This window comes from uncultured Aquimarina sp., from assembly GCF_947492965.1.
GTDB lineage: Bacteria > Bacteroidota > Bacteroidia > Flavobacteriales > Flavobacteriaceae > Aquimarina.
Genome location: NZ_CANLOZ010000013.1, coordinates 50639 through 75777 on the forward strand (window position 1 = coordinate 50639; position 25139 = coordinate 75777).

The following is a 25139-nucleotide window of genomic DNA, read 5'->3' on the forward strand; positions in this document are numbered from 1 at the left end:
GTTTAAGTTAAAAAAAAGATATTGAAAAGTAAATTTCATTTTAAGTTTGAAGATTTAATTATTTACAATAAAGCTATTGAATTTGGAGAATCAGTAAATAGTCAAGTTGCTTCATTTCCAAAAGAAGAAATGTATAGATTAACTTCACAATTTATTAGAGCAGCAGATTCAATTGCATTAAATATTGCAGAAGGTTCTGCAAGTTCTGATGCCCAGTTTAACCGATATCTTCAAATTGCATGGGATAGTGCACATGAATGCATAGTTTGTAGTACGAAAGCAAAATTACGTGGTTTTATAACCGAAGATGAAGATGAGAGAAATAGGGCCGATATAACTGAATTGTCGAAAATGATAACGTCATTCAAAAAACATTTAAAATCAAAATCTAAAAAGATAATAGAAAATAAACAATAGTTTTCATAATTACTCACCACTCAAAAACTAATATACTACAGTGAATACCATCACAAATACCAATTATAATTTTCCTGGTCAGCAATCCGTGTATAAAGGAAAAGTAAGAGAAGTTTATAATATCAATGATGAATTGCTAGTCATGATTGCTACGGATCGGTTATCTGCTTTTGATGTAGTCATGCCAAAAGGAATACCTTTTAAAGGGCAGATTCTAAATCAGATTGCTACGCAAATGATGAAAGCTACCGAAGATTTAGTGCCTAATTGGTTGATTGCTACACCCGATCCTAATGTAGCGGTTGGGCATTTATGCGAACCTTTTAAGGTAGAAATGGTGATCAGAGGATATCAATCTGGTCATGCTGCCAGAGAATATAAAGCTGGAAAAAGAATGTTGTGTGGTGTTCCTATGCCAGAAGGGATGAAAGAAAATGATAAGTTCCCAGAACCGATTATCACACCATCTACCAAAGCGGATAATGGAGAGCATGATGAGGATATCTCTAGAGAAGAAATTTTGGCTAAAGGCATTGTCTCTGAAGAAGATTATCTGGTATTAGAAGATTACACTCGAAAGTTATTCCAAAGAGGAACTGAAATTGCTGCAGAGCGTGGATTGATCTTGGTAGATACGAAGTATGAGTTTGGAAAAACGAAAGATGGAAAAATTGTCTTAATTGATGAGATCCATACACCAGATTCTTCGCGTTATTTTTATGTCGAAGGCTATGAAGAACGACAAGCGAATGAAGAACCACAAAAGCAATTGTCTAAAGAGTTTGTTAGACAGTGGCTCATTAGTAATGGTTTCCAAGGGAAAGAGGGACAACAGATTCCTGAAATGTCAGAAGAATACATCAATTCTGTATCTGATCGCTATATAGAACTCTTTGAAAATATTACTGGTACTACCTTTGAGAAAGCAGATGTTTCCAATATCCAGAGTAGGATAGAAGCGAATGTATTAGAGTATTTGAAGGGATAACCATTTTTAAAGAACTGTTAGTTCGAGTGGTTTTTTGAAATGGAATGTAGAGAAATTGTATAGAGATCCTTTTTTAGAATGTTAGGTTTATTACATCTCGATACATTTTTACTCCGCTACGGCTATGTAAAAACACTCGATGAGACGTTGATGATCCTTTAAAATTAGTTCTCTGAAGACTGTATAACTCATTAAATGGTCAGTTCGGTTGGTTTTTCGAAATAGAATGTAGAAAAATTATATCGAGAACCTCGGTCGGAATGATAACTCTTAAGTTGGTCTCAGAATATCAATTATGTCATTCCAGACTTGTTCTGGAATCCACAAGATACAGGTATTGTATACTAGCGATTAATTTTTCAACTTTAATTCTTGTTGTCGCATCGGCATTTGATCGATTTGATCAAAGATTTGAGCGGCAGAGACTACTTTGCTGGATTGTAGTTTACGACCGCCATCCAATCCTATTAGGATGACTTTAAGGGTTTTATTAGTAGTATTATATTTTTTATAAAGTGTATTGTCTTTTGTTGGTTGGTTGTTCTCAATTCCTTTTATATAGGATGTAGGTGTTATTTGGTATATGATCAGTTTTCTATCCGCTAATTCTTCTGTTCTATTTTGTAATTCTTTTACCTGCTCTAATAATTTTGGATGTTGATACGAATCTGCAGAAATGATGATCAAACGATCTTGCCATCTGTGTTCAGTTAAATCTTGAGCATAGGTGATTAGTGGTAAAAGCAATAAGAACGATAAGACATTTTTCATATGGGTAAGTTACGAAAAACAAAAAAGCTATGGTTATAATATCACAGCTTTTGTTTTGTTAATGTGTTGTTCATCTACACGGATTACAAATCCGCGCTATCAGGTAATTTTTTTTAAGTTCTCAATCACTGCCGCTAGTTTGTAACTAGTGGTTTTCCTATTGTATTATCCTAATAAATCTAGCAGCCAATAACAAAGCTCACAAGGTATACACCAAATGAATTATGAAACTTATACTTTCTACTCATATTACCAAATTAAACAAAAGCTATACCGATATAGTATAGCTTTTAGATTGCTTGTTTGTTATTGCCAATCTTTGACGCCACTAGTCACAGACTAGCGGTAGCGGGGGACTTATCATTTATATATATAATCTCGATTACTGGGCTTTTCTAACCATAAGATAGTATTCCAAAGAGATTTCATTGTTGATTTATTTTTTAGCCATATTCTATCATTATCAATAGTAATGTATTTATAACTAGCAAAAACCTTTTCTTTCCTCATAGCATTATTATGCAAAATTTCTGAAAACTCACTCAGTGAAATTTTCCCTTTATTCCCCTTTAATGAAGAATAAAAGACATGTTCTTCTCCCAAAATAGTATATAAATTATCATTTTTTTGAATTCCTAATAACACCTTTTTTCCTTCATTTCTCAAATTGTCTATAATTTTTGAAGATTCATCCACGAAATTACTTCCAGCATGCTTTTCTAAATTATTGCGTTTAATTCTTGCTTTTAAAATGTTTGTTTTCATTTTAGAGTTTTAGTTAATTCATATGGATGAAGAGGATTCAATCTTTTTCTTATAGTGTATCCGTTAAATTTACCACCTCTTTTTGATAAATAATTAAAAATTTTTCTAAATCTAGGTGTTACCGTATTTGTAATTACTTTTATTGATTCAGCACCATTAGCTCTAAAGGTGTTTTCTACAAGCTCTAAAGCACCATCTGGAATTGATTTTGTAAAGCTAATATCAACTCTACCAACTCCATTTTTGATATAAGTATCAAAATGAAATGAACCTAATTCATAAATAGCTCTCTTTGCTTTTTCACTAAATCTTACTGCTCCCCGAGCTACATTTACTCCTTGAGCTATATTTTTTGCTCTGACAAATCTAATGACCCAAGCGCCTCCCTGTAATACTTTGACTGCCGCCCATTCTCCTACTACAAATAAAATTAGTTCTCCCGCAGCATCAGCTTTTTCTCTTTCGTTTTGAGCAATATCAGCCTCTGTAGGATTATATGGGTCATTTCCATTTAAAAATGCTGTAAGTGAATCACCATTATATGCCATTGCATAAAACTCCCCAGCATTCATGTCCTTTACATCCTTCTTTTGACTTTTCTTCTTTTTCTTTTTTGGATCTGTATTACAATCATCACATGACTCGCTATCACTGTTAGAAGTCCAAGATGCAGCCCCATTATCATCTATTTCATTCCAATTGATTGTTAAACCATTATTGTTTACTTCAATGGCATCTGCACCACTTGGATCTGCCCAGAATACAGGGTTGTTATCAAAAGCTGTATAGGTAGACATCGAGTGATGTGTAATAGGATCAATACCCGTCCATCTGGCGATAGTTGGGTCATATTGACGTAATGGCATTTCATAAAGATTTAATCCTAAACTTTCCTCTAGTTCAATACCATTATATTTAAAATCTTGTGCTTTATTAGTACTAGTGATAAGACTATTATATCCCTGATGTTTTAAACCAAAAGGATAGTAATTATTCTCTTCTAAGATTTCGTGACTATTGTCATTATCACCATCAACATCTACATCATTTCTTAAAACATCGATTTTCCCATCATTATCGCGGTCACTGTATGATAGTCTGATATTTCCTAAATGGTCTTTATATTGATAGATATAGTCATAACTTCCATTACCGTTAGGTTCTACGTAACCTTCTGGTTGAGCAAAAAACTGTAACTGTCCATTTTCATAGATATAGTTGCCTGCATACTCTGTTGTTAAAGAACTTCCACCAGAAACGATCTTTTTTAATTTCATTCCAGTGGCATCGTAAATATAGCTAATATTTCCCACGTGAGATCTTGCCTGATCATTTATTGCTACAGCAGTTGGTAGGTTTAAGTGATTATAGCTAATCCCAGTAATTCCTTTATTACGATCGATGGTCATGTTTCCGTTTAGATCATAAACATAATCATCGTTGGTGTTGGTGCCATCGATAAAACCAATAGTACTATTACCACTATCGGTAACTTTGGATAGTTTGTTTCCAGAGTCGTATTCATAAGATAGGTTATCCATAATATCATTAGTTCCCATCTCATTGTATCTGATAAGAGAACTTATATTTCCATTTTTGTCATAGTCAATATTTCTTACATCATATGATCTAAGAGAAGCATCTGTAAGATTTTCGTTATATCTAAAATAACTTTCTTTTATCCTGTTTAGTGGATCATATTCATACCCATAAGATCTTTTAATATTATCGTTGGCAGTTTTCCAAATGGTTTGGGCAATGTTTCCGTTATAAAGTTTAGGAATATCATAACGTCCTCCTACCGTATTATAGTTAATTGCAAATCCAAACAGATCTCCATTATTGGTGGTTCCTTCATTAATAGTTTTTAACCATCCACGTACATTATAGGTGTAATCTACTTTTTGCAATCCTCCGCCAACTTCTTTGGATTCCAATTGTCCAATTTCATCATAGGTATTGGTTACAATACGTTCTTGAGCTTGATTATTAATCGTTTGTTTTTGATCTAACAATCTTCCTATATGATCATAGGTAAACGTATCTACCGTAACAATAGGAGCGTTGCTTCCTTTGGTGTGGGTAGTTTTGGTTTCTAATACCTTCCCCGCAAAATCCAATCGAGATTCTATAATATCTACCGTATTTAGATGCTCATTGGTACTATGCACATAAATCGGTCTTCCTTTTGCATCGTAATAGGTTACTGTGGTAATCCAATCATCTGTGCCCAATACACGCACTTTGGTTCCTGTAGGCAATCCTTTAACTTCAGAAGTTACTGTTTGGTCTAATACGGTACTCGGATTCGTAACAGAGTGATCAAAGGTATAGTTGTCATAGTAGTTGATTGTATAGGTTTTAATAACTCCAATCGGTTTTGCAACATTACTGTAATATATGGTTGTTCCCGCTAAAGTTACACCATTCTCAAGTTTTGTTTCGTATTGCTGATCACTATTTTCCAATATTTGTTCCGTATACTCTCGGTTTCCTACATTGGATATTATTCCGGTATATGTTACTCTTCCAAACGCATCATATTTAGTAAATAACCATTCATTTTTTGCCTTTTGATTGGCATCTTGGGTCATCACAGGTTGATCCAATTTATTGTATACTATAGATTCTAATCCTTTACCCGGTATTTTCTTTTCGATCAGTCGGTTTCTACCATCGTATTTATATTGATAGCATAGTTCTGAAAGTTCTATAGCCGATACATTATCTGTAATATCTACTTTTGGAGGGATGACATAGGTAAGATTTCCAAAATCATCATATACATAATAAGTATCATGTTCGACACCTTCGTTAAAAGTACGTTTTAGGATCACTCTGCCAAGTTTGTCTTTATACTCTCTGGTCGTATGATCATTAGGATGTGTCTGCTCCGGTTGCCAGTTTTCATCTTTGGTAGTAGTTACCAAAAGTTCATTAGGATCATAAAAATCATTTTGTACCAGCGTAGGAGATTCCGTATTGTTATTAGCAAAGTCTACAGTAAAATACGCTACTTCCTCTGTTTCATTGGCATGCCAATCAAACTTAATGGTATGATCTGTATCTGCTTCGGGATCTGCTTTCCAATCTTTTCCAGGAGAGCCTTGTTCTAATACACGATTTAGTGGAGAAGGTTCGAAGATGCTTTCAGAATAGGCATTGAAATTGTCTGTATCATCGTTATCAATTCCTTCAAAATCGCTACCGTATTTGCTTTTGTAATACGTATTGATATTGGTAATGACATTCACTGGGTTATACGCACCAACGGTGGTGCTGGATTTTTCAAAAGGTAAATATTGTTTGTCTTGCCTTCCGTATGCATCGTATACAATATGTGTTACAATATCTTTTTTGTCATTTGAAGCTTTGATACCAATCTGCTGCTTAGCTCTTCCGAGTCCATCAAAATAGGTAATGCTTTCGATAACATCGCTATTATTCTTTACCTGATCAAAATTTGTCTTTTCACTCTGATATACTCGTGTAAACACATAATTTTCATTGGTATCTAACGCGGGTAATAGGTATGGATCTTCTGTGATTACTGCAGAAAATACCGTTCCCGGTTGTATCCAAGTGGTCGGTTTGATAATAATACTTTGTCCAGCCTTTACATTTAGTAAAGCAGGATCACTGGATGAAGTAATGGTTTCATCCTGTATGGTTACCGTATCTGCTACCTGACTATGTACTGAGATCCCTACAAAAAGTAAGGCAACAGTTATGTATGGAAATAATTTTTTCATCTGTTTCTTAGTTTTTGTAGTTATACTTGTTTTCTGACACCAGATTTCCGTCTGCATCTTTAACAGCGATAAGTCTGTTTAAAGCATCGTATTCATAATACATGGTATATCCTCGTAGATCAGTCATACTGGTTACTCCAATCATTGGATCGTAGGTGTAGTAGCTCATTTGTGCATTCTCTAATTGAGGGTCTGTACGGATATCTTCAAGAGCTTCGCGCAATGCTGCTTCGGTGCCAGACGTTCCTGTAGGTCGGTTAAAATCTGCATCCGCCGCAGCTATAGCATCATCGATTAAAGATTGTATATTGGCTGCTTGTGCCATGGTAAAATTTGTAATCTTTGCAATAGGTTGTTGCCCTTGATATCCCCAGATATAATAAATATGAGTACCATCTTCTTGTGCGACGGAAATTGGATTTCCATAAGCGTCATACCCAAAATAGGAAAGGCGTTTTTCTAAATCATCATTTCTTTTAGCGATCCAAGTGGTTTCTGGAGCATATAACACATCACCAGAAATGTTATCTCCCCATGATTTGTAATCGGTTCTTTGGGTATAGAGTAAGGTTTCCGTATTGCCTTCCTTTTTGTAAGCTTCTGTTTGGATTGGAGTACTGATACGATTTGCAGATTTTAATGCAGTAATAGTATTCGATGCTTCGGTACTTAAATTCGTAAAATCAGTAAGACTGTTGTAGGGATATTTAAGTACTGTTCTGATCTGATCTCCATGAGAATCTGTTACAGTAGTTTCTGCAATGGCATAATTACTATTATATAGGTTTGTACTCCTATTGGTTACGATTTGCTGTACACCATCTTTATTAAAATAACTAGTGCTTACCGAAGTAAGTGGTTTATAGCGCGTAAGTACCTCTCGATAAGGTTTAATGATATATCGATCGATTTGATAGTGTTCTTGTGAAGGAATAGGATTAAGGTCACAAGCTCCAGGAATTGTACAATCGGCTACAATATTTAATTTTTGTACAATTTTTAAACTCCAAGGATGATCGTTATTGTAATCCTGATAATCTTGGTCCACCAAACCTCTGAATTGTTTGTATTGGGTTTCGCTCTGTTGTACTTTGCTAGTTTCGTCTCCTCCTTTGTAGACAACAGATAGTTTTACTCTTCCTTTATCCAGATCTTGATTTTGTGGATAATTAGGATGTTCGAAATCGTAGTTTTGTGCGGGTGCTTCAAACACGGTAAGCTTATATCCATTAGGATACTTGCGAATATAATTAGTAGAGCTGCTGGTATTTCCAATTTCGGAATATACAAGTGTTCCATCTTCATTTGTTAAAGGATCAAATATAGGCGGTAAGTCAGAATCATTATCAGAATCTGTTACTTCTTCTAAAATAAAACTATCATATTCTTTGATATGCGTGTAATACACAGGACTACTTTGATTTACCGTTAAAGAGTTAAATCGGTTTAAGCGATAAGCAATATCGGTATACTCAGTTCTTATAGGTTGATTAGAATCAACAAAAGGAGATGGGGTATATGTAACTACATTAAAAGGTACCTCTTCGAACTTGTTAAGAAGTAATCCAGAAGATCCACCAATTTCTGTGGCATAATCAAAATATTGGGTTTTTGAAATGCTATTGTTATCGGTGTAGTGTTGTATTTTCTCTACTCTTATACCACCAACATCCACATTGATTTCACTTCCTACGATAGTTCCACTAGCTGGTGGCTCATAAAAGAGTACTTTAATTTCACTAGTTGCATCAGAACCACGGTTGTATTCATTAGTAATTCTAAAAGTATAGGTTCCTGGTTTGATAATAATTCTACCACCAGAACTGCGAGAAATACTTTGATAACCCAGTTGATCTCCGTTGTCTGGTCCAAATTGCTCACCCAATGTCGGACACATTTGAGGGATTTCATTTAATCTACTCCTAAAATATTCAGCATTTAAATAATATTCATCACTTACAGGATCTATAGTTGGCTGATCTATTGATGGAGGACAATTACTTGGACCAGTAATATTCACAGACAAATTACTACTTCCTATATTACCTGCAATTTTATGAGATATACTTGCAACAGTTGGTTGATCAAATGTTTTAGAGAATACCACAGTTTTAACCTCGGGAGCAGAAGCACTATTATCAGATTGTAACTTTAATAAAATCTGTCTGTTAAAAGATACATTGGCATATGGATTTGTATTATTAGATGAAGGCTGATTATAGACTTCATTAATTTGATTTTGTTCATAATCGATCATAGAATATCCACCAGTAGGATATATGATTTTTTTCATGGCACCTTTTCGAGTAGCAACAAAATTAGGAGCTTTATCAGCCTGATAGGATGATGAAGGTACGTTTAGAGCCGCAGCATTAGCCGCAGCATTATAAAATCGCCAATCGTCCTGCGCACGAGCACGATCATTGATATTGTCTATAAAGCCTGGCATATCGTTTTGGTCATAATATTCGAAACCAAATAGGAGTTGTCCGTCTTTGGTTACCTGAGTTAACATATCTCTGGCACCATCATAAGAAAATGTATAAGCATCTATATTACTTTGTTTAGATACTGAGATGCCATTATATAGTTTTCTACCAGCAATTGTGGTAATCGAAAAAGTAAGTAAGGTGGCATCAGAAGAGGTTATGGATTTTAAGATCTTTCTTTTGATAACAGATTGGTTTACGCCATCCTGATAGGTTCCTGTGCCATAAGTAGGACCTGTCCCTCCAGTTCCATCTTGTAATCCATTAGGAAAATAACGTACCGATCCGCTGGCATAAAAATCATAGCTTAGATATTGATCATCGATATAATTAAAAGTTAGTGTACGACCATTTGGATATTTAATTTCTGAAAGATTCCAAGTAATCGTATACTCAAAAGCAGTGCTTGGTGTTGCATCAGATGGTTCATTATTTTCAGTGTCAGCAAAGGTATAGATGATACCATTATCATCGGTTACCGTAATTTCTTGATCACTGTAGCTAACCTTATGATTGTGTTGTGATAGGTATACAGGATTTCCATATTCATCCTTTTTATAGGAAAATGATACAGGACCTGCTTGTACATGATAAATATCTACTTCTTTATCCCATTCTCCGTTAAGATATTTTCTTAGTTCTGATAAAGAGAAATCTGTGCCATTCATATACTCTTTGATACGCGCACCTCGATCACGTGGTCCGTAGTATCCTTCTGGATGTTCATCTGGTAACCCTCTTACTTCGCGTCTTACTGCACCCATACCTGCAAGATTCCAACCTAATCCAGTAATAGAAGGTTTGCCTTCTAATAATAACCCTCCATAACTATAGTTTAGGGCAATGGGCCACGAGTATGATCCCATTTGAAAGGTGTATACTGGTACCGCAAAACTCATATTTCCACTTTGTAATGCTCTATCGATATTACCATAGGCTCCCAAACTTGCTGCCTCTGGAGAAGTAGGATAAAAATCCGGAACTGGAGCACCTGGATATTCCTGTCCATAAAACGAAGCTGTATATAATAGCAATGCTGCCAGTGTTATTCTAATTACTTTTTTCATGAATTGCTTTTTATGTCATTAGGATTTATTTTCTTTCTAACAATAATGCTTCAATCTTAGCAAGTCTTGCTTCGAGCTCACTATTTTTAGCTTTTACTTTTTGTAATTCTTTAATCTCTTTTTCTTGTGCAATCGTATACAAAGTCAATTCTTCGATCTTTTCCAGGAGTTTAGCATTCATTTCGCCTAATTGTATACCATTTTCTTCAACTTCAGCAGCGGATGGAATGTTGATGAGATGCCCTTTTGTAGCTATGTGATCAGCTACTTCTTGTAAAGTTGGTAGTGTATATGTATCTTCAAATACATAGTCTGGCCAGTTTGTAAGGTCTACTTTTATTTCTTTAGTATGAATATTACCGTTTACTGCAAGCTTAGCATCTGGAGTAGTAGTTCCAATACCAACATCACCATTAGCTCGTATACGTAAATATTCAGTTTCATTTGCGTACAATGCTAATCCAGATGCATTAGCCCAACTAGTCTCCTGAATCGAAGCAATACCACCCCATTTCCAGTGTTCATTATCATTTGAATGTTTTAATTTTACTCCAACACCATAATTAGATACTGTTCCGTTATTTCTGGAGTTATTTGCAATAACTGGCCATGAAATTTCATCTTTGTTTACCGTTATATGGAGTTTTGCTTGCGGAGTAGTGGTTCCAATTCCAATATTGCCGTCAGGAGCTACATTAAACCTTACCACACCAGAATGAAAAATTCTGAAATTACCAGCATAATTATCTAGATGGATTTTGTTGTAAGTAGCGTTACTTTGTAATAACTGAATTTCTCCACCTTCTACACCAGAGTTTTGTGGATTCGCAACTATGGTTTGAGCATTTATTCTAATTAAAGAAAAAAATACAAACAAAAAGAACAATGATTTTTTCATAATTTAAAATTGATAGTATGATTATGTTATCGTATAACTCTTCTATTTTGGGGTTTCATAGAAACGTGCAAAAGTACTCGTTACCTGTAAATCTGATCTGCAAGAAATCAGATTGTTATCAACAAAATTCGGTAGCTTTTTTATGAATACTTTTTTCGTTTTATCTATTCGTTTTCCCTTTTTAAGTAGAGTCTTATATTGGTAAGTGTCGAAATCAAAGGATGTGTTACCTCAAAAACTTAATTTTTTTAAAAAAAAATTGAATAGGATATCGAGAGTTAGGTTTATGGAGTTTGATATCGGGGTTTATAAATTAGGTAACTGGTAATAGGTTTCAGGTTTCTGAAGTTTGCTGTTAATGGTCAGGAATTATTATTAGAGTCTTTGGTAGGTTTTATAAATTGTGAACGCTAGATCATACTAAAAAATGAGTAAATAGATCGTGTTTTGAGTGTTATCTAAAAACAAAAAAGCAACCAGAAAAATCTTTCTGATTGCCTTCTTATAACAATAAATATATAACTAATATTAGATAATCGTAGATTGGCCTACGTGTATATTTTCAAAATTAATGTTAGAGTCTTCAGGATTTAAAATATAATCATAAATAAAGTCTCCTACTTTTTCTGTTGTTAAAGGATTGATACTATTTAGATCTGGAGTGGTAAGATTTAACTCTAACGCTTTCTCCACAGCATTTTTAATAGCTTGTGATTCCTCTAAAAGATCAAAATGCTCTAGTAACATCGCTGCTGATAAAATAGCAGCTATTGGATTGGCAATTCCTTTTCCTGTTGCTTGTGGATAGGATCCGTGTATCGGTTCGAACATACAACAAGTATCTCCGACAGAAGCAGAAGCTAATAGTCCTATAGAACCTCCAATTACACTGGCTTCATCGGAGATAATGTCTCCAAACATATTTTCGGTTAAGATTACATCAAACTGACTTGGATTAAGGATCATTTGCATCGCTGCATTGTCTACAAAGAGAAAATCTAAAGCTACATCTGTATATTCTTTTGCGATTTCAGTAACTACCTTTCTCCATAGTCTAGAAGATTCTAAAACATTTGCTTTATCAACTAATGTAAGTTTTTTGCGTCTTTTCTGAGCTGCTTTAAAAGCTAATCTCGCGATGCGTTCTATCTCTTCTTTAGAATATTCACATAAATCTGAAGCCACAGTTCCTGCTTCATTAAGTTGTTTTTTACCAAAATAAATTCCACCAGTAAGTTCTCGATAAATAGAGATATCTGTTCCCTCTATTATATTTCTCTTTAAGGGTGATTTCTCTAGTAAGGTATCATAAGCTTTTACTGGGCGGATATTGGCATATAAACCGAGTTCTTTTCGCAAGCGCAATAATCCTTGCTCTGGACGAACAGGAGCACTGGGATCATTATCATATTTAGGGTCACCAATGGCTCCAAACAGTACTGCGTCTGTATCAGCGCAGAGTTGCAGTGTTTCTTCTGGTAATGGATTTCCGGTCTTATCAATCGCAATAGCACCTACCAAAGCATCCTTAAAAGTAAATGTATGATCAAAACTATGTGCAATAGCTTCTAAAGCTTTTACTGCTTGTGCAGTTACTTCTGGTCCGATTCCGTCTCCGGATAATACAGCAATTTCTAGTTTCATGTATGTATCTTTTAGGTACGTGCTTTTTCAAAAGCTTCTATTTCTGATTGGTTGCTTATTAAAAAATCAATGTCATCATATCCATTGAGTAAGCACATTTTCTTATAACTATTAATTTCGAAGTCAGCTTTAGATTCGGAAGAAACAATAGTAATAGTTTGCGCCTCTAAGTCTACTTCTATTTCTGTTTTTGGATCTTTTTCAATCGCAGAAAATAACTCTTGTAGATACTCTGGAGTTACTTGTATCGGCAATAATCCATTATTTAATGAATTCCCTTTAAATATATCTGCAAAAAAGCTGGACACCACCACTTTGATCCCATAATCATGTATCGCCCAGGCAGCATGTTCTCTACTAGAGCCACATCCAAAGTTAGTGCCGGCTATTAAAATACTACCACTATATTTTGTGTCATTTAGCGCAAAATCAGCATTCATACTTCCGTCTTTATGATAACGCCAGTCTCTAAATAAGTTCTCTCCGAAGCCTTCTCTACTGGTGGCTTTTAGAAAACGTGCAGGAATGATTTGATCTGTATCTACATTTTCGATTGGTAAGGGTATCGCTGTAGATGTTAACTTTATAAACTTATCCATAGCGATTAGTTTAAATGTTTAGTAATGTCTATTATTTTTCCTTCTATTGCCGTAGCTGCTGCAACTAAAGGACTGGCAAGAATGGTTCTGGCACCTTGTCCTTGTCGACCTTCAAAATTTCTATTAGAAGTGGATACACAGTATTCTCCTTCCGGAATTTTATCATCGTTCATAGCTAAACAAGCGGAGCAACCTGGTTGTCTTAGTTTAAAGCCAGCCTCTTCAAAGATTTCATTTAGACCTTCATCTACAATTTGAGTAGCTACTCGCTGAGATCCTGGAACAAACCAAGCCGTAACATTTTCTGCTTTTTTCTTTCCTTTTATATAATTTGCGGCAACTCTAAAGTCTTCAATCCTACTATTTGTACAGCTTCCGATAAACACATAATTTACTTCCTGGTCAATCAGAGATTGTCCTTTTTCAAAATTCATATAGGCCAATGATTTCTCAAAAGAAGCATTTGTATCTACAGGAATGTTTTCAGTGATCTTAATTCCCATACCTGGATTTGTTCCATAGGTAATCATAGGAGATATATCCGCTGCATCAAAATGATATTCTTTATCAAAAACAGCACCTTCATCAGTTGGTAATGTTTTCCAATACGCTACTTTCTTATCAAAATCAGCTCCTTTTGGAGCAAATTCTCTTCCTTTAATATATTCAAAAGTAGTTTCATCTGGAGCAATCATTCCTCCACGCGCTCCCATTTCGATACTCATATTACAAACGGTCATTCTACCTTCCATAGACATTTCTTCAAAAACATTTCCTGCATATTCACAGAAATATCCAGTACCAGAATTGGTACCTAGTTTAGAAATGATATAAAGAATAACATCTTTAGGAAGTACTCCTGGTTGTAGTTTTCCATTTACATTAACACGTAAACTTTTAGGCTTTTGTAATAACAAACACTGACTCGCAAAAACTTGTGCGACCTGACTTGTTCCAATTCCAAAAGCAATAGAACCAAAAGCACCGTGAGTAGAGGTATGGCTATCTCCACAAACCATGGTCATTCCTGGTTGTGTGATACCTAATTCAGGAGCCATTACATGTACAATACCATTGTTTTTATGACCTAGTCCATAGAGCGTAATGTTATTTTTAGTACAGTTTTCTGTTAATTGCGCCAATTGATTACGTGATTGAGGATCTTTTACAGGAAGATGTTGGTCTACAGTGGGAGTGTTATGATCTGCTGTAGCTACTACCTGATGAGGTCTAAAAATAGGAATTCCACGTTGTTCCAATTCACCAAATGCTTGTGGACTTGTAACTTCGTGGATTAAATGTTGATCAATATAAAGTATTTGAGGGCCGTTTTCGACTTCTTTGACGACGTGCGCGTCCCAAACCTTATCGAATAATGTCTTTTTCATATGTGTGATATACCTAACGTATTCTGAATCTAATAATTCATTTTTGTTATACAACTGCCGCTTCTACAGAAACAGTTTTCATAATTTCATGAATATCATTATTAACTACTTCTTTCTTTCTATCAGCGTAGTTTAAGAATTCTTTATATACTTCATCTAATTGAAGTTTTGTTAATTCATAACCGATCTTTTTTGCTCTATAAGCTAATGCAGCTCTACCGCTTCTTGCAGTTAGCACGATAGCAGATTCAGTAACACCAACTTCGGCAGGATCAATGATTTCGTAGGTCTCACGATTCTTAATCACTCCATCTTGATGGATACCAGAACTATGTGCAAAGGCATTAGCACCTACAATAGCTTTATTAGGTTGTACCATCATTCCCATACTTTCTGACACCATTAAACTCGTATCATATAATAATTTAGAATTGATGTCTGTATTTAGATGTAAGTAAGGATGTTGTTTCATGATCATCACTACTTCTTCTAAAGCTGTATTACCAGCACGTTCACCAATTCCGTTAATGGTACATTCTATTTGTCGAGCACCATTGATAGCACCTGCAATAGAATTGGCAGTGGCTAATCCTAAATCGTTATGACAATGACAAGAAATAGTAACCTTATCAATTCCTTTTACATTTTCCTTTAAGTATTTTATTTTCGCTCCGTACTCTTCTGGTAAACAATACCCTGTAGTATCAGGAATGTTTAGTACGGTAGCCCCTGCTTTTATCATTTCTTCGCAGACTCGAGCTAAGAATTCATTATCAGTTCTACCAGCATCTTCGGCATAAAACTCTACATCTTCAACAAAAGACTTTGCATATTTTACCGCGGCAATTCCTCTTTCGATGACTTTGTCTTGTGTAGAATTGAATTTATATTTGATATGTGAATCCGAAGTGCCAATTCCTGTATGAATTCTTGGTTTTTTAGCATATTTCAGTGCTTCTGCAGCCACTTTGATATCGTTTTCTACCGCTCTGGTTAATCCACAAACAGTTGCGTTCTTTACAATCTTAGCAATTTCGTTTACCGAAGTAAAATCTCCAGGGCTAGAAACAGGGAATCCAGCTTCGATGATATCAACTCCTAAAAGGTCTAGTCGCTCAGCAATCACTAACTTTTGTTGAGTATTTAATTTACAACCTGGGACTTGCTCTCCGTCCCTTAACGTGGTGTCAAAAATTTGGACTTTATTATCGCTCATAGGAATTATGTGAATTATTAGTTTTAAAAATATCTTATAAAATATCTTCTAAGATGTTTTACTTTTCTCTTACGAATTTATATTTTGGGTATTCAAAAGGAAGGGATTCGTCAAAGTATTTTACAATGCTGAAAAGTTTCGATAATAGATTAACTTTCTTTTAATCAGTTAATTACAATATATTTTCTTACAATGACTAATGATCAAAAAGATCCTTTGTTTATTTTGGTAAAGTCGCTTTCAAAGTCCGAAAAACGACAATTTAAAGTGTACGTAGGTCGATTAGGAGTGAATACAGACTCTAAATTTTTGGCATTATTTAATCACTTAGATAAAAGCGAAAAATTGGATGAAGAGCTAATTGTTTCTAAAGGAATTGTAAAGAAGCAACAACTCTCGAATCTTAAGGCGCATCTTTATAAACAAATTTTAATTAGTCTACGATTAAGTCCTTTACATCAAAACATCAGATCACAAATTAGAGAGCAATTAGATTTTGCGACGATTTTATATCATAAAGGATTGTATAAACAAAGTCTGAAGATTTTAGACAAGGCGAAAACAGTTGCGAAAGAAAATGAAGAGAATAATATTGCCTATGAAATTGTAGAACTCGAAAAAGTAATCGAAACCCAATATATCACCAGGAGTATTAATAGCCGCGCTGATGAATTAACGATTGAAGCAAAAATGCTAAGCATGAAAAATGTGCTTACGAGTAGACTCTCTAATTTATCACTTCAGCTATATGGTTTAATGATCAAAAGTGGCTACGTAAGAAATGATCGAGAGCATAAAGAAATTACACATTATTTTGAAAGTAAATTGCCTAAGTATGATTGGAGTCTTTTAGGGTTTAGGGAAAAATTATGGTTATATAAAGCTCATTTGTGGTACAGTTTTATGGTGCAGGATTTTTTGTCCTGTTATAAGTATTCTAAGAAATGGGTAGATTTATTTTATGAGCACCCTAAAATGATAGCATTAAACCCTGTTTTTTTTCTAAGAGGTAATCACTATTTGTTAGAATCATTATATCTAATTCAGGATAAAACAAAGTTGAAACTTACACTTAGTAAATTAGAAGAGACTATTAAATCTGATAGTTTTCCTACAGATGATAATATAGAAGTATTATCTTTTCAATTTATCTATAACAATCGGTTAAATGTTCATTTTTTAGAAGGAACCTTTGATGAAGGGGAGTACTTGGTAGATGAAATTTTAGAAAATATTATTAAGTACAAAAATCGTCTTGATGATCATCACATTATGGTGCTTTACTATAAAATCGGATGCTTATATTTTGGGATGGCTAATCATCGTAAGTGTATAGAGTATTTAGGTAAAATCATAAATAATAAATCCTTGAAAATGAGGGAGGATCTTATGTGTTTTGCTAGAGTATTGAGTTTAGTAGCACATTATGAAGCTGGAATGGATTATCATTTGGAAAGTCAGTTAAAAGAAACATATAGGTTTCTTATAAAAATGGATGATTTGCATGAAGTACAAAAAGAAATGATTAAGTTTCTTAGAAATCTTGGTGATATCTTCCCTCATCAAATTAAAGATGAGTTTAGAAAACTACATAAAACTTTGAAGCAATATGAAGATCATCCGTATGAGAAAAGAGCTTTTTTATATTTAGATATCTTATCTTGGTTAGAAAGTAATATCGAAAATCGTCCTGTTTCGGAAATAATTAAGGAAAAGTCTAAAAAATTAGTACGCTAATACTAACTTATTTATGGAGAATAATTCTCACCACCTTCGAAATATTCTGGAATTAAATTTGGCAATGCTTTTTATTAGTACTTCTGGTGCTCTTGGGAGATATATAGACATGCCAGTGCCTGTGACTATTGCTTTTAGAGCAATTTTAGCCGGAATTGTACTATTCCTTTTTTGTAAATGGAAAAAGATATCATTCGGAATAGCCTCAAAAGATAGGAGTACTATTGTTTTTGGAGGTATTCTTATGGGATTACATTGGATTACGTATTTCTATTCTTTAAAGATGTCCAATGTAGCTATCGGTATGTTGTCTTTATTTACTTATCCAGTAATTACATCATTTTTGGAGCCAATCATCCTAAAAACAAAATTTCAGAAAATGCATTTAGTATTAGGTGCTTTGGTCTTATTGGGGATTTACTTTTTAGTACCTAATTTTAGTTTAGAAAATTCATATGCAAAAGCAGTGGCTATTGGGGTTGTTTCTGCGTTTTGCTATGCATTAAGAAACTTACTTATGAAAACCAAAGTAAGTAATTATCATGGTTCGATGCTCATGTGGTATCAATTGGTAATTATTAGTATTATGTTATTTCCTACTCTTTTTGTATTTGATAGCTCCGGAATTATAACGCAATGGCCATGGACGTTAGTGCTAGCTATACTTACTACAGCTATTGGTCATACCTTATTTTTATTTAGTTTAAAACGATTTTCAGCAACAACAGCAAGTATTATTAGTAGTGTTCAACCAGTATACGGAATTATAATTGGAATTATTTTTCTAAAAGAAATACCTGTATTTACAACAATTATTGGTGGTGTGCTAATTCTTACTTCTGTAATTATAGAAAGTGTGAGATCTTATAAATAGTTTTATCGTAGTACTGTATCCCATATAACATCAGATGGAGGAGGAGCTATGATGGTTAATGGTTCCTTTTTTACAGGATGAACAAAAGTTAGTTTTCTAGCATGTAGATGAATGCTTCCATCCTTATTACTTCTGTCTGCACCATATTTTAAGTCTCCTTTTATAACAGATCCAATACTCGATAATTGCGTTCTGATTTGATGATGTCTTCCTGTATGAAGAAGTATCTCCAAAGCGCAATAATGATCTAATTCTTTAAGAATTTTGTACTCTAAAATTGCTTTTTTACTATCAGGCACTTCTTTTTTATGAGCATATGACTTATTCTGTTTTGGATTTCTTTTTAGCCAATGCACTAGAGTGTCATCTTTTTTCGGAGGAGTATTCTTTACTACTGCCCAATAGGTTTTTTGGGCTTCTTTATTAGCAAAAAGTTTATTTAATCTTGGAAGTGCTTTACTGGTTCTTGCAAAGACGACAATACCACTAGTAGGCCTATCCAATCGATGTACCACTCCTAAGTATACTGCTCCAGGTTTATTATATTTTACGGCAATATATTCTTTAACTACTTCACTAAGTGGTTTGTCTCCTGTTTTATCTCCTTGAACAATATCACCGGCTCTTTTATTTACGACAATAATATGGTTATCTTCATATAATACTTGAAGATTGGTCTTATTGGAAATAATTTTGGACATCTAATTAGTTGTACAATTTAATATTGTTCATTTTCATTCGGAAAATCCAACGATTTTACATCGGCAACATATTGTTGAAAAGCATTAGTCATTTCACTATATAGATCTAAATAACGTCTTAGAAAACGAGGATTAAATTCATGTGTCATGCCTAGCATATCATGTGTTACTAATACTTGACCATCTACACCATTTCCTGCACCAATTCCTATGATAGGTATCGTAAGGCTTTCTGCTACCTCTTGTGCTAATTTGGCAGGAACTTTTTCTAAAACTATGGCAAAGCAACCTGCTTTTTCAAGCATTAAAGCGTCTTCTTTTAATTTTCTAGCTTCTTCTTCTTCTTTAGCTCTAACCGTGTAAGTTCCGAATTTATATATAGATTGCGGTGTAAGACCTAAATGTCCCATAACTGGTATTCCTGCATTTAAAATTCTTTTTATAGAATCCTTTACTTCTTTACCTCCTTCAAGTTTTACTGCATGTCCTCCAGATTCTTTCATGATTCTAATAGCTGAACGTAAAGCCTCTTTTGGGTCACTTTGGTAACTACCGAAAGGTAAATCCACAATGATCAACGCTCTTTCGATCGCTCGGATAACAGAAGATGCATGATATATCATTTGGTCCAATGTAATTGGAAGTGTGGTTTCATGACCTGCCATCACATTAGATGCAGAATCTCCGACCAAAATAACATCAACCCCAGCGCCATCTACAATTTTAGCCATGGTATAATCATATGCAGTAAGCATAGATATCTTTTCTTTATTAGCTTTCATCTCTACAAGAGATTTTACCGTAACGCGCTTGTAATCTTTTTTTGCTGTTGACATTTTGTATGTTAATTTAGTGTTGGTAAAAGTAATCAATTAGAAAGATCGTAACAAGAGTATATTATTTTTGATTTAATTTTAAATTATAGCCCTTTCATTTTTAATTTTGTATAAAACCAGAAATCTGTTTTTAGGAATATCAAATCTTCTTATTATGTATAGAACTTTATTAGTAATTGTATCATTGATTTTAAGCCAGATGGCATACTCCCAAGATGCTATGGATAGTAATCAACAAAAAGCGAAAGAACTGATTTTAGAATTTTTCGATGGGTTTCATGAAGGTGATACTGCTAAAATCGCTAAGACGATCGATCCTAATCTTAGCATGTTAACTATTGCAAAAGATAAAAAAGGAATTGTTAAAACTGTAAAAACTGATTTTAATAAGTTTTTGGGAGCAATTCATAATAAACCGAAAGAGCAAAAGTGGTTAGAGAAATTATTGAGTTTTAAAATTGATGCAGATAATCAGATTGCCCAGGTTTGGACACCTTATGAATTTTATGTGAATGATCAATTCAGTCATTGTGGAGTGAATGTTTTCCAGTTATTTAATGATGGAGATAATTGGAAAATTATTGCGATTGCAGATACTCGGAATAGAGAAGGGTGCAAGTGATTTAGGGACGATTGCTTATGATCAAAAAGACTACTCCGTTATTAATAGCATGTAATAATATTGGCCAAATCATGTGGTTGTTAATAATCTTTATTTTACCAAACATATGTCCTGCAATAATTCTCGGAACAATCAATAGAAATAGAATACTATTTATTGTTAGAGAATCTACGTAATTGAAAATATGTAAAAATCCAAAAATCACAGAAGTTAGTTGTAGAGTAATTAATTGATTACTATCTAGGTAATGTATCAATTTGTCTAAATATGATTTTGGAATAGCTTTTAAATACGTATAGAATAATATAATCATAATGATTATGGAAACAAGGTAGCTATAGTACCATGTTATTTCTAAGGTAATGAAGATATTTATGATAAAAAATGTCCAAGAACTTAAAAATAAAGCTATGTCCTTATAGGAAGGTTTTAGCAATGTTCTAAACATGAGTTCTTCAATGCATGGTGCAAAAACTACCATAGCTAAAAACGCCTTAAGTTTATCTTCTTTTATAATTTCTAACAGTGCATCTTGAGAATATTTCTGCAAGTCCAAGTATGGAAAAATACTTTGAAGAACAAGCACACAGATAAAGAAGAGAATGTACAATCCAAATAGCCTAAAATAAGATGAGATTAATTGTTGGATTTTCTGTAACAAGTTTATAGAAATATTGGTGTTATTAACAATCGCTTAGGCTTACTTTTATAGCTAATCCTCCTTCGCTGGTTTCTTTATATTTTGTATTCATATCTTTTGCGGTTTCCCACATAGTTTCGATAACTTTATCTAAAGGTACCTTGGCATTCGCTGCATCAGAATCTAGAGCCATTTCACAAGCGTTAATAGCCTTTATAGCACCCATAGCGTTTCGTTCTATACAAGGTATTTGCACCAAGCCTCCTATAGGGTCACAGGTTAAACCAAGGTGATGCTCCATTGCTATTTCACTGGCCATTACTACTTGTTCTGGAGTACCTCCCATTAACTCAGTTAAAGCACCTGCTGCCATAGCGGAAGAAACACCAATTTCTGCCTGACAACCTCCCATAGCTGCAGAAATAGTAGCACCTTTTTTAAATAAACTACCTATTTCTCCGGCTACCAGCATAAATTGTTTTACATCGTCAAAATTTGCATCATGGTTTTCTATGACCATATAGTACATCATGACAGCTGGTATAACACCTGCACTTCCATTCGTTGGAGCTGTAACTACTCTTCCTAATGAGGCATTTACTTCATTAACTGCAAGAGCAAAACAAGATACCCATTTTAGGATTTGCCTGAATTTTACCTCTGTATTTCTTATGGCCTCAATCCATTCTGTCGGATTGTTATAAGTGGAATCTCCAATAAGTTTTTTATGTGTGTCGTATGCTCTTCTTCGTACATTTAATCCTCCAGGAAGTGTACCTTCGGTATGACAACCTGTATACATAGATTCAAGCATCACATTCCAGATTTCCTGTATTCTGTTATTAATTTCTGCATCACTCTGAAGAGATTGTTCATTCTCTAGAACAATTTCAGAAATCATTTTATTTTTTTGTTGGCAATAAGAGATAAGATCTGAAGCTTTTTGGATGGGTAAAGGAAACTCTCTAAAAGCTTCCATTTTTTTCTTTTCCCTTTTTCTTTCCTCTTGTACCACAAAACCTCCACCAATGGAATAAAAAGTAGAGTCGATTGTTTTATTATCTGCTAACGTTGCAGTAAATGTGATGGCGTTAGGATGAAATTCTTTGAATTCTCTATTGAATATAATTTGGGTTTCTGGATCAAAATCAACTTTCAATTCTTGATTAAAAAGTAATGTTTTATCTGACTTTATCTGGTCAATAATCTCAGGTATCAGGGCAACGTCTATTGTTTGCGGATCGTATCCACAAAGCCCCAAAATGGAAGCAATGTCAGTAGCGTGTCCTTTTCCGGTTAAAGATAAAGACCCGAACAAGTCAACTTTTATTGAAATGACAGAGGTAAAAAGTTTATTTTCTTTCAGTTCTGCGATCCAACGTCTCCCAGCTCTCCATGGTCCAAAAGTATGAGAACTAGAAGGGCCAACACCAATCTTAAGCATATCAAAAACACTGATACATTCCATAATTGCCAATTGTGTGTGAAATTATGGCGGTAAATATAGCGTATTGATAAAAAAAAACTATTTTTTTTACAGAATAGTTAAGTTTTGCTTGTTTTTCTTTAAGGTGTTATTGAGCTTGTTTAAAGGATTTTATGGGATAATGACATCCTGTCATATAAATAGTCGTGGCATAATCATTGACCTAAGAGGAATAAATAATTTAGAAAACACTAATAACATTTATATAGTAATATGAGTAAGATAATAGGAATAGATTTAGGGACGACAAACTCTTGTGTTTCTGTAATGGAAGGTAATGAGCCCGTAGTTATCCCTAATGCAGAAGGAAAGAGAACAACTCCATCTGTAATTGCTTTTGTAGAAGGAGGAGAAATTAAAGTTGGAGATCCTGCAAAACGTCAAGCGGTTACAAACCCGACTAAAACAATCTCTTCTATTAAAAGATTTATGGGGAATAAATTCTCTGAATCATCTAAAGAAGCAGAAAGAGCTGCTTATAAAGTAGTGAAAGGAGACAACGATACACCTAGAGTTGATATAGATGGTCGTTTATATACACCTCAGGAATTATCTGCGATGACACTTCAAAAAATGAAGAAAACTGCAGAAGATTACTTAGGTCAGGATATTAGTAGAGCGGTAATTACAGTACCTGCTTATTTTAATGATGCACAACGTCAGGCTACTAAAGAAGCTGGAGAAATCGCTGGATTAAAGGTTGAAAGAATTATCAATGAGCCTACTGCAGCTGCACTAGCATATGGTCTTGATAAAAAGGGTACTGACCAAAAAATAGTAGTATTTGATTTTGGAGGTGGTACTCATGATGTATCTATCTTAGAATTAGGAGATGGAGTATTTGAAGTATTATCTACAGATGGTGATACCCACTTAGGAGGAGATGATGTAGATCAAAAAATTATTGATTGGTTAGCTGAAGAGTTCAAAGCAGAGGAAAGCATGGATCTTCGTCAGGATCCGATGGCTTTACAGCGTTTAAAAGAAGCTGCTGAAAAAGCAAAGATAGAATTGTCATCTTCTGCTCAAACAGAAATCAACTTACCATACGTTACTGCTACAGCTAGTGGACCTAAACACTTAGTAAGATCATTAACAAGAGCTAAATTCGATCAATTAATCGATGATTTGGTAAAGCGTACAATCGAGCCTTGTCGTACTGCATTAAATTCTGCAGGACTTTCTACAAGTGATATCGATGAAATTATATTAGTTGGTGGATCTACTCGTATTCCTGCAGTTCAGGAAGCAGTAGAGAAGTTTTTCGGAAAAGCACCAAGTAAAGGTGTGAACCCAGATGAGGTTGTGGCTATTGGAGCTGCAATTCAGGGAGGAGTACTTACTGGAGATGTAAAAGACGTATTGTTATTAGATGTTACACCACTTTCTTTAGGAATAGAGACTATGGGTAACGTAATGACAAAGTTAATCGAAGCGAATACGACGATTCCGACTAAAAAGTCTCAAGTATTCTCTACAGCAGCAGATAATCAACCATCTGTAGAGATCCATGTTTTACAAGGAGAGCGTCCAATGGCAGCTGATAATAAGACTATAGGTCGTTTCCACTTAGATGGAATTCCGCCAGCACAAAGAGGAGTACCACAAATCGAAGTAACTTTTGATATCGATGCCAATGGTATTATAAAAGTGTCTGCTACTGATAAAGCTACTAACAAATCTCAGGATATTCGTATCGAAGCATCTTCTGGATTAACAGAAGAAGAAATCGAAAGAATGAAGCAAGAAGCAGAAGCAAATGCAGAAGCAGATAAAACAGCTAAAGAAACTGCTGATAAGTTGAATGAAGCAGATGGAATGATTTTTCAAACGGAAAAACAGCTTAAAGAGTTTGGTGACAAATTATCAGATGATAAGAAAAAGCCGATCGAAGAAGCTCTTGAAGAATTGAAGAAAGCTTACGAAACTAAGGATCTTGCAGTTATTCAGCCAGCGCTAGATAAAATAAATGAAGCTTGGAAAGTAGCAAGTGAAGAAATGTACAAAGCACAAGCTGAAGCACAGCAAGGTGGAGCAGCAGGACCTGATGCCGGACAACAATCTGGTGGAGGAGATTCTGAAGCTAGCGATGTAGAAGATGTAGATTTCGAAGAAGTAAAATAACAATGTTATTCTAGATAGAAAAAGCACAGTGAAAACTGTGCTTTTTTTTTATCATAACAGTAATAAGCCAAAAAAATAATGTACTTTTATCAAGGCTTAATAATACTTTTACATTTATTTTTCAC

Annotated in this window: 19 protein-coding genes; 6 read left to right on the forward strand and 13 right to left on the reverse strand. The window is 34.3% G+C overall.

What is annotated here, in order from left to right; all coding sequences use genetic code 11:
• Window positions 1–21: 21 nt before the first annotated feature.
• Together Q1B37_RS22245 and Q1B37_RS22250 are read left to right on the forward strand one after the other, a co-directional pair.
• Window positions 22–417, forward strand: a complete 396-nt coding sequence (locus tag Q1B37_RS22245; protein WP_299902690.1) for a four helix bundle protein — start codon at window positions 22–24, stop codon at window positions 415–417.
• A 40-nt stretch (window positions 418–457) separates the two neighbouring features.
• Entirely contained in the window at window positions 458–1405 is a 948-nt protein-coding gene (locus tag Q1B37_RS22250) for a phosphoribosylaminoimidazolesuccinocarboxamide synthase (protein WP_299902692.1), read from the forward strand.
• A 351-nt stretch (window positions 1406–1756) separates the two neighbouring features.
• Here Q1B37_RS22250 and Q1B37_RS22255 read toward each other — a convergent pair whose 3' ends face one another.
• From Q1B37_RS22255 to Q1B37_RS22295, 9 genes are all read right to left on the reverse strand, one after another.
• Window positions 1757–2176, reverse strand: coding sequence for a DUF4174 domain-containing protein (locus Q1B37_RS22255; protein ID WP_299902694.1), 420 nt, complete (start codon window positions 2174–2176; stop codon window positions 1757–1759).
• Window positions 2177–2536: 360 nt separating this feature from the next.
• On the reverse strand, window positions 2537–2941 hold the full coding sequence (locus tag Q1B37_RS22260) for a hypothetical protein (RefSeq protein ID WP_299902696.1): 405 nt from the start codon (window positions 2939–2941) through the stop codon (window positions 2537–2539).
• A complete protein-coding gene (locus tag Q1B37_RS22265; protein WP_299902697.1) occupies window positions 2938–6693 on the reverse strand; it encodes a DUF6443 domain-containing protein in 3756 nt (1251 codons plus the stop codon). The genes Q1B37_RS22260 and Q1B37_RS22265 overlap by 4 nt, the downstream gene beginning before the upstream one ends.
• 7 nt (window positions 6694–6700) lie before the next feature.
• Window positions 6701–10249 (reverse strand): RHS repeat domain-containing protein, encoded by a 3549-nt coding sequence (locus Q1B37_RS22270; protein ID WP_299902699.1) that lies wholly within the window; start codon window positions 10247–10249, stop codon window positions 6701–6703.
• Between the two features lie 25 nt (window positions 10250–10274).
• Complete coding sequence (locus tag Q1B37_RS22275; RefSeq protein WP_299902701.1) at window positions 10275–11147, reverse strand: tail fiber protein; 873 nt, start codon at window positions 11145–11147, stop codon at window positions 10275–10277.
• Window positions 11148–11675: 528 nt separating this feature from the next.
• Window positions 11676–12791 (reverse strand): 3-isopropylmalate dehydrogenase, encoded by a 1116-nt coding sequence (gene leuB, locus Q1B37_RS22280; RefSeq protein ID WP_299902704.1) that lies wholly within the window; start codon window positions 12789–12791, stop codon window positions 11676–11678.
• A gap of 11 nt (window positions 12792–12802) precedes the next feature.
• The gene (gene leuD / locus Q1B37_RS22285) at window positions 12803–13390 is read right to left on the reverse strand and encodes a 3-isopropylmalate dehydratase small subunit (RefSeq protein WP_299902706.1); all 588 of its coding nucleotides are present in this window, start codon (window positions 13388–13390) and stop codon (window positions 12803–12805) included.
• Between the two features lie 5 nt (window positions 13391–13395).
• Window positions 13396–14778 carry a 3-isopropylmalate dehydratase large subunit gene (gene leuC / locus Q1B37_RS22290; RefSeq protein ID WP_299610465.1) on the reverse strand — a complete coding sequence of 461 codons (1383 nt, stop codon included), beginning with the start codon at window positions 14776–14778 and terminating at the stop codon, window positions 13396–13398.
• A 46-nt stretch (window positions 14779–14824) separates the two neighbouring features.
• Window positions 14825–15994: a 2-isopropylmalate synthase gene (locus Q1B37_RS22295; protein ID WP_299902708.1), complete on the reverse strand. Its 1170-nt coding sequence runs from the start codon at window positions 15992–15994 to the stop codon at window positions 14825–14827.
• 192 nt (window positions 15995–16186) lie between these two features.
• Between Q1B37_RS22295 and Q1B37_RS22300 the strand changes: the two genes are divergently transcribed.
• The gene (locus Q1B37_RS22300) at window positions 16187–17731 is read left to right on the forward strand and encodes a hypothetical protein (RefSeq protein WP_299902710.1); all 1545 of its coding nucleotides are present in this window, start codon (window positions 16187–16189) and stop codon (window positions 17729–17731) included.
• Window positions 17732–17744: 13 nt separating this feature from the next.
• Window positions 17745–18605 carry a DMT family transporter gene (locus tag Q1B37_RS22305; protein WP_299902711.1) on the forward strand — a complete coding sequence of 287 codons (861 nt, stop codon included), beginning with the start codon at window positions 17745–17747 and terminating at the stop codon, window positions 18603–18605.
• Window positions 18606–18607: 2 nt separating this feature from the next.
• On the opposite strand, the gene Q1B37_RS22310 is transcribed toward Q1B37_RS22305, so the two are convergent.
• Complete coding sequence (locus Q1B37_RS22310; protein WP_299902713.1) at window positions 18608–19306, reverse strand: RluA family pseudouridine synthase; 699 nt, start codon at window positions 19304–19306, stop codon at window positions 18608–18610.
• A 17-nt stretch (window positions 19307–19323) separates the two neighbouring features.
• Window positions 19324–20142 (reverse strand): 3-methyl-2-oxobutanoate hydroxymethyltransferase, encoded by an 819-nt coding sequence (panB, locus tag Q1B37_RS22315; RefSeq protein WP_299610479.1) that lies wholly within the window; start codon window positions 20140–20142, stop codon window positions 19324–19326.
• Between the two features lie 154 nt (window positions 20143–20296).
• On the opposite strand from panB, the gene Q1B37_RS22320 reads away from it, so the two are divergent.
• The gene (locus tag Q1B37_RS22320; protein WP_299902715.1) at window positions 20297–20764 is read left to right on the forward strand and encodes a nuclear transport factor 2 family protein; all 468 of its coding nucleotides are present in this window, start codon (window positions 20297–20299) and stop codon (window positions 20762–20764) included.
• Between the two features lies 1 nt (window position 20765).
• On the opposite strand, the gene Q1B37_RS22325 is transcribed toward Q1B37_RS22320, so the two are convergent.
• Both Q1B37_RS22325 and Q1B37_RS22330 read right to left on the reverse strand, forming a co-directional pair.
• Window positions 20766–21320, reverse strand: coding sequence for a CPBP family glutamic-type intramembrane protease (locus Q1B37_RS22325; protein WP_299902717.1), 555 nt, complete (start codon window positions 21318–21320; stop codon window positions 20766–20768).
• Between the two features lie 127 nt (window positions 21321–21447).
• The gene (locus Q1B37_RS22330) at window positions 21448–22872 is read right to left on the reverse strand and encodes an L-serine ammonia-lyase (protein ID WP_299902718.1); all 1425 of its coding nucleotides are present in this window, start codon (window positions 22870–22872) and stop codon (window positions 21448–21450) included.
• Between the two features lie 231 nt (window positions 22873–23103).
• On the opposite strand from Q1B37_RS22330, the gene dnaK reads away from it, so the two are divergent.
• Window positions 23104–25014 (forward strand): molecular chaperone DnaK, encoded by a 1911-nt coding sequence (dnaK, locus tag Q1B37_RS22335; RefSeq protein ID WP_299610489.1) that lies wholly within the window; start codon window positions 23104–23106, stop codon window positions 25012–25014.
• The last annotated feature ends 125 nt before the right edge of the window (window positions 25015–25139 follow it).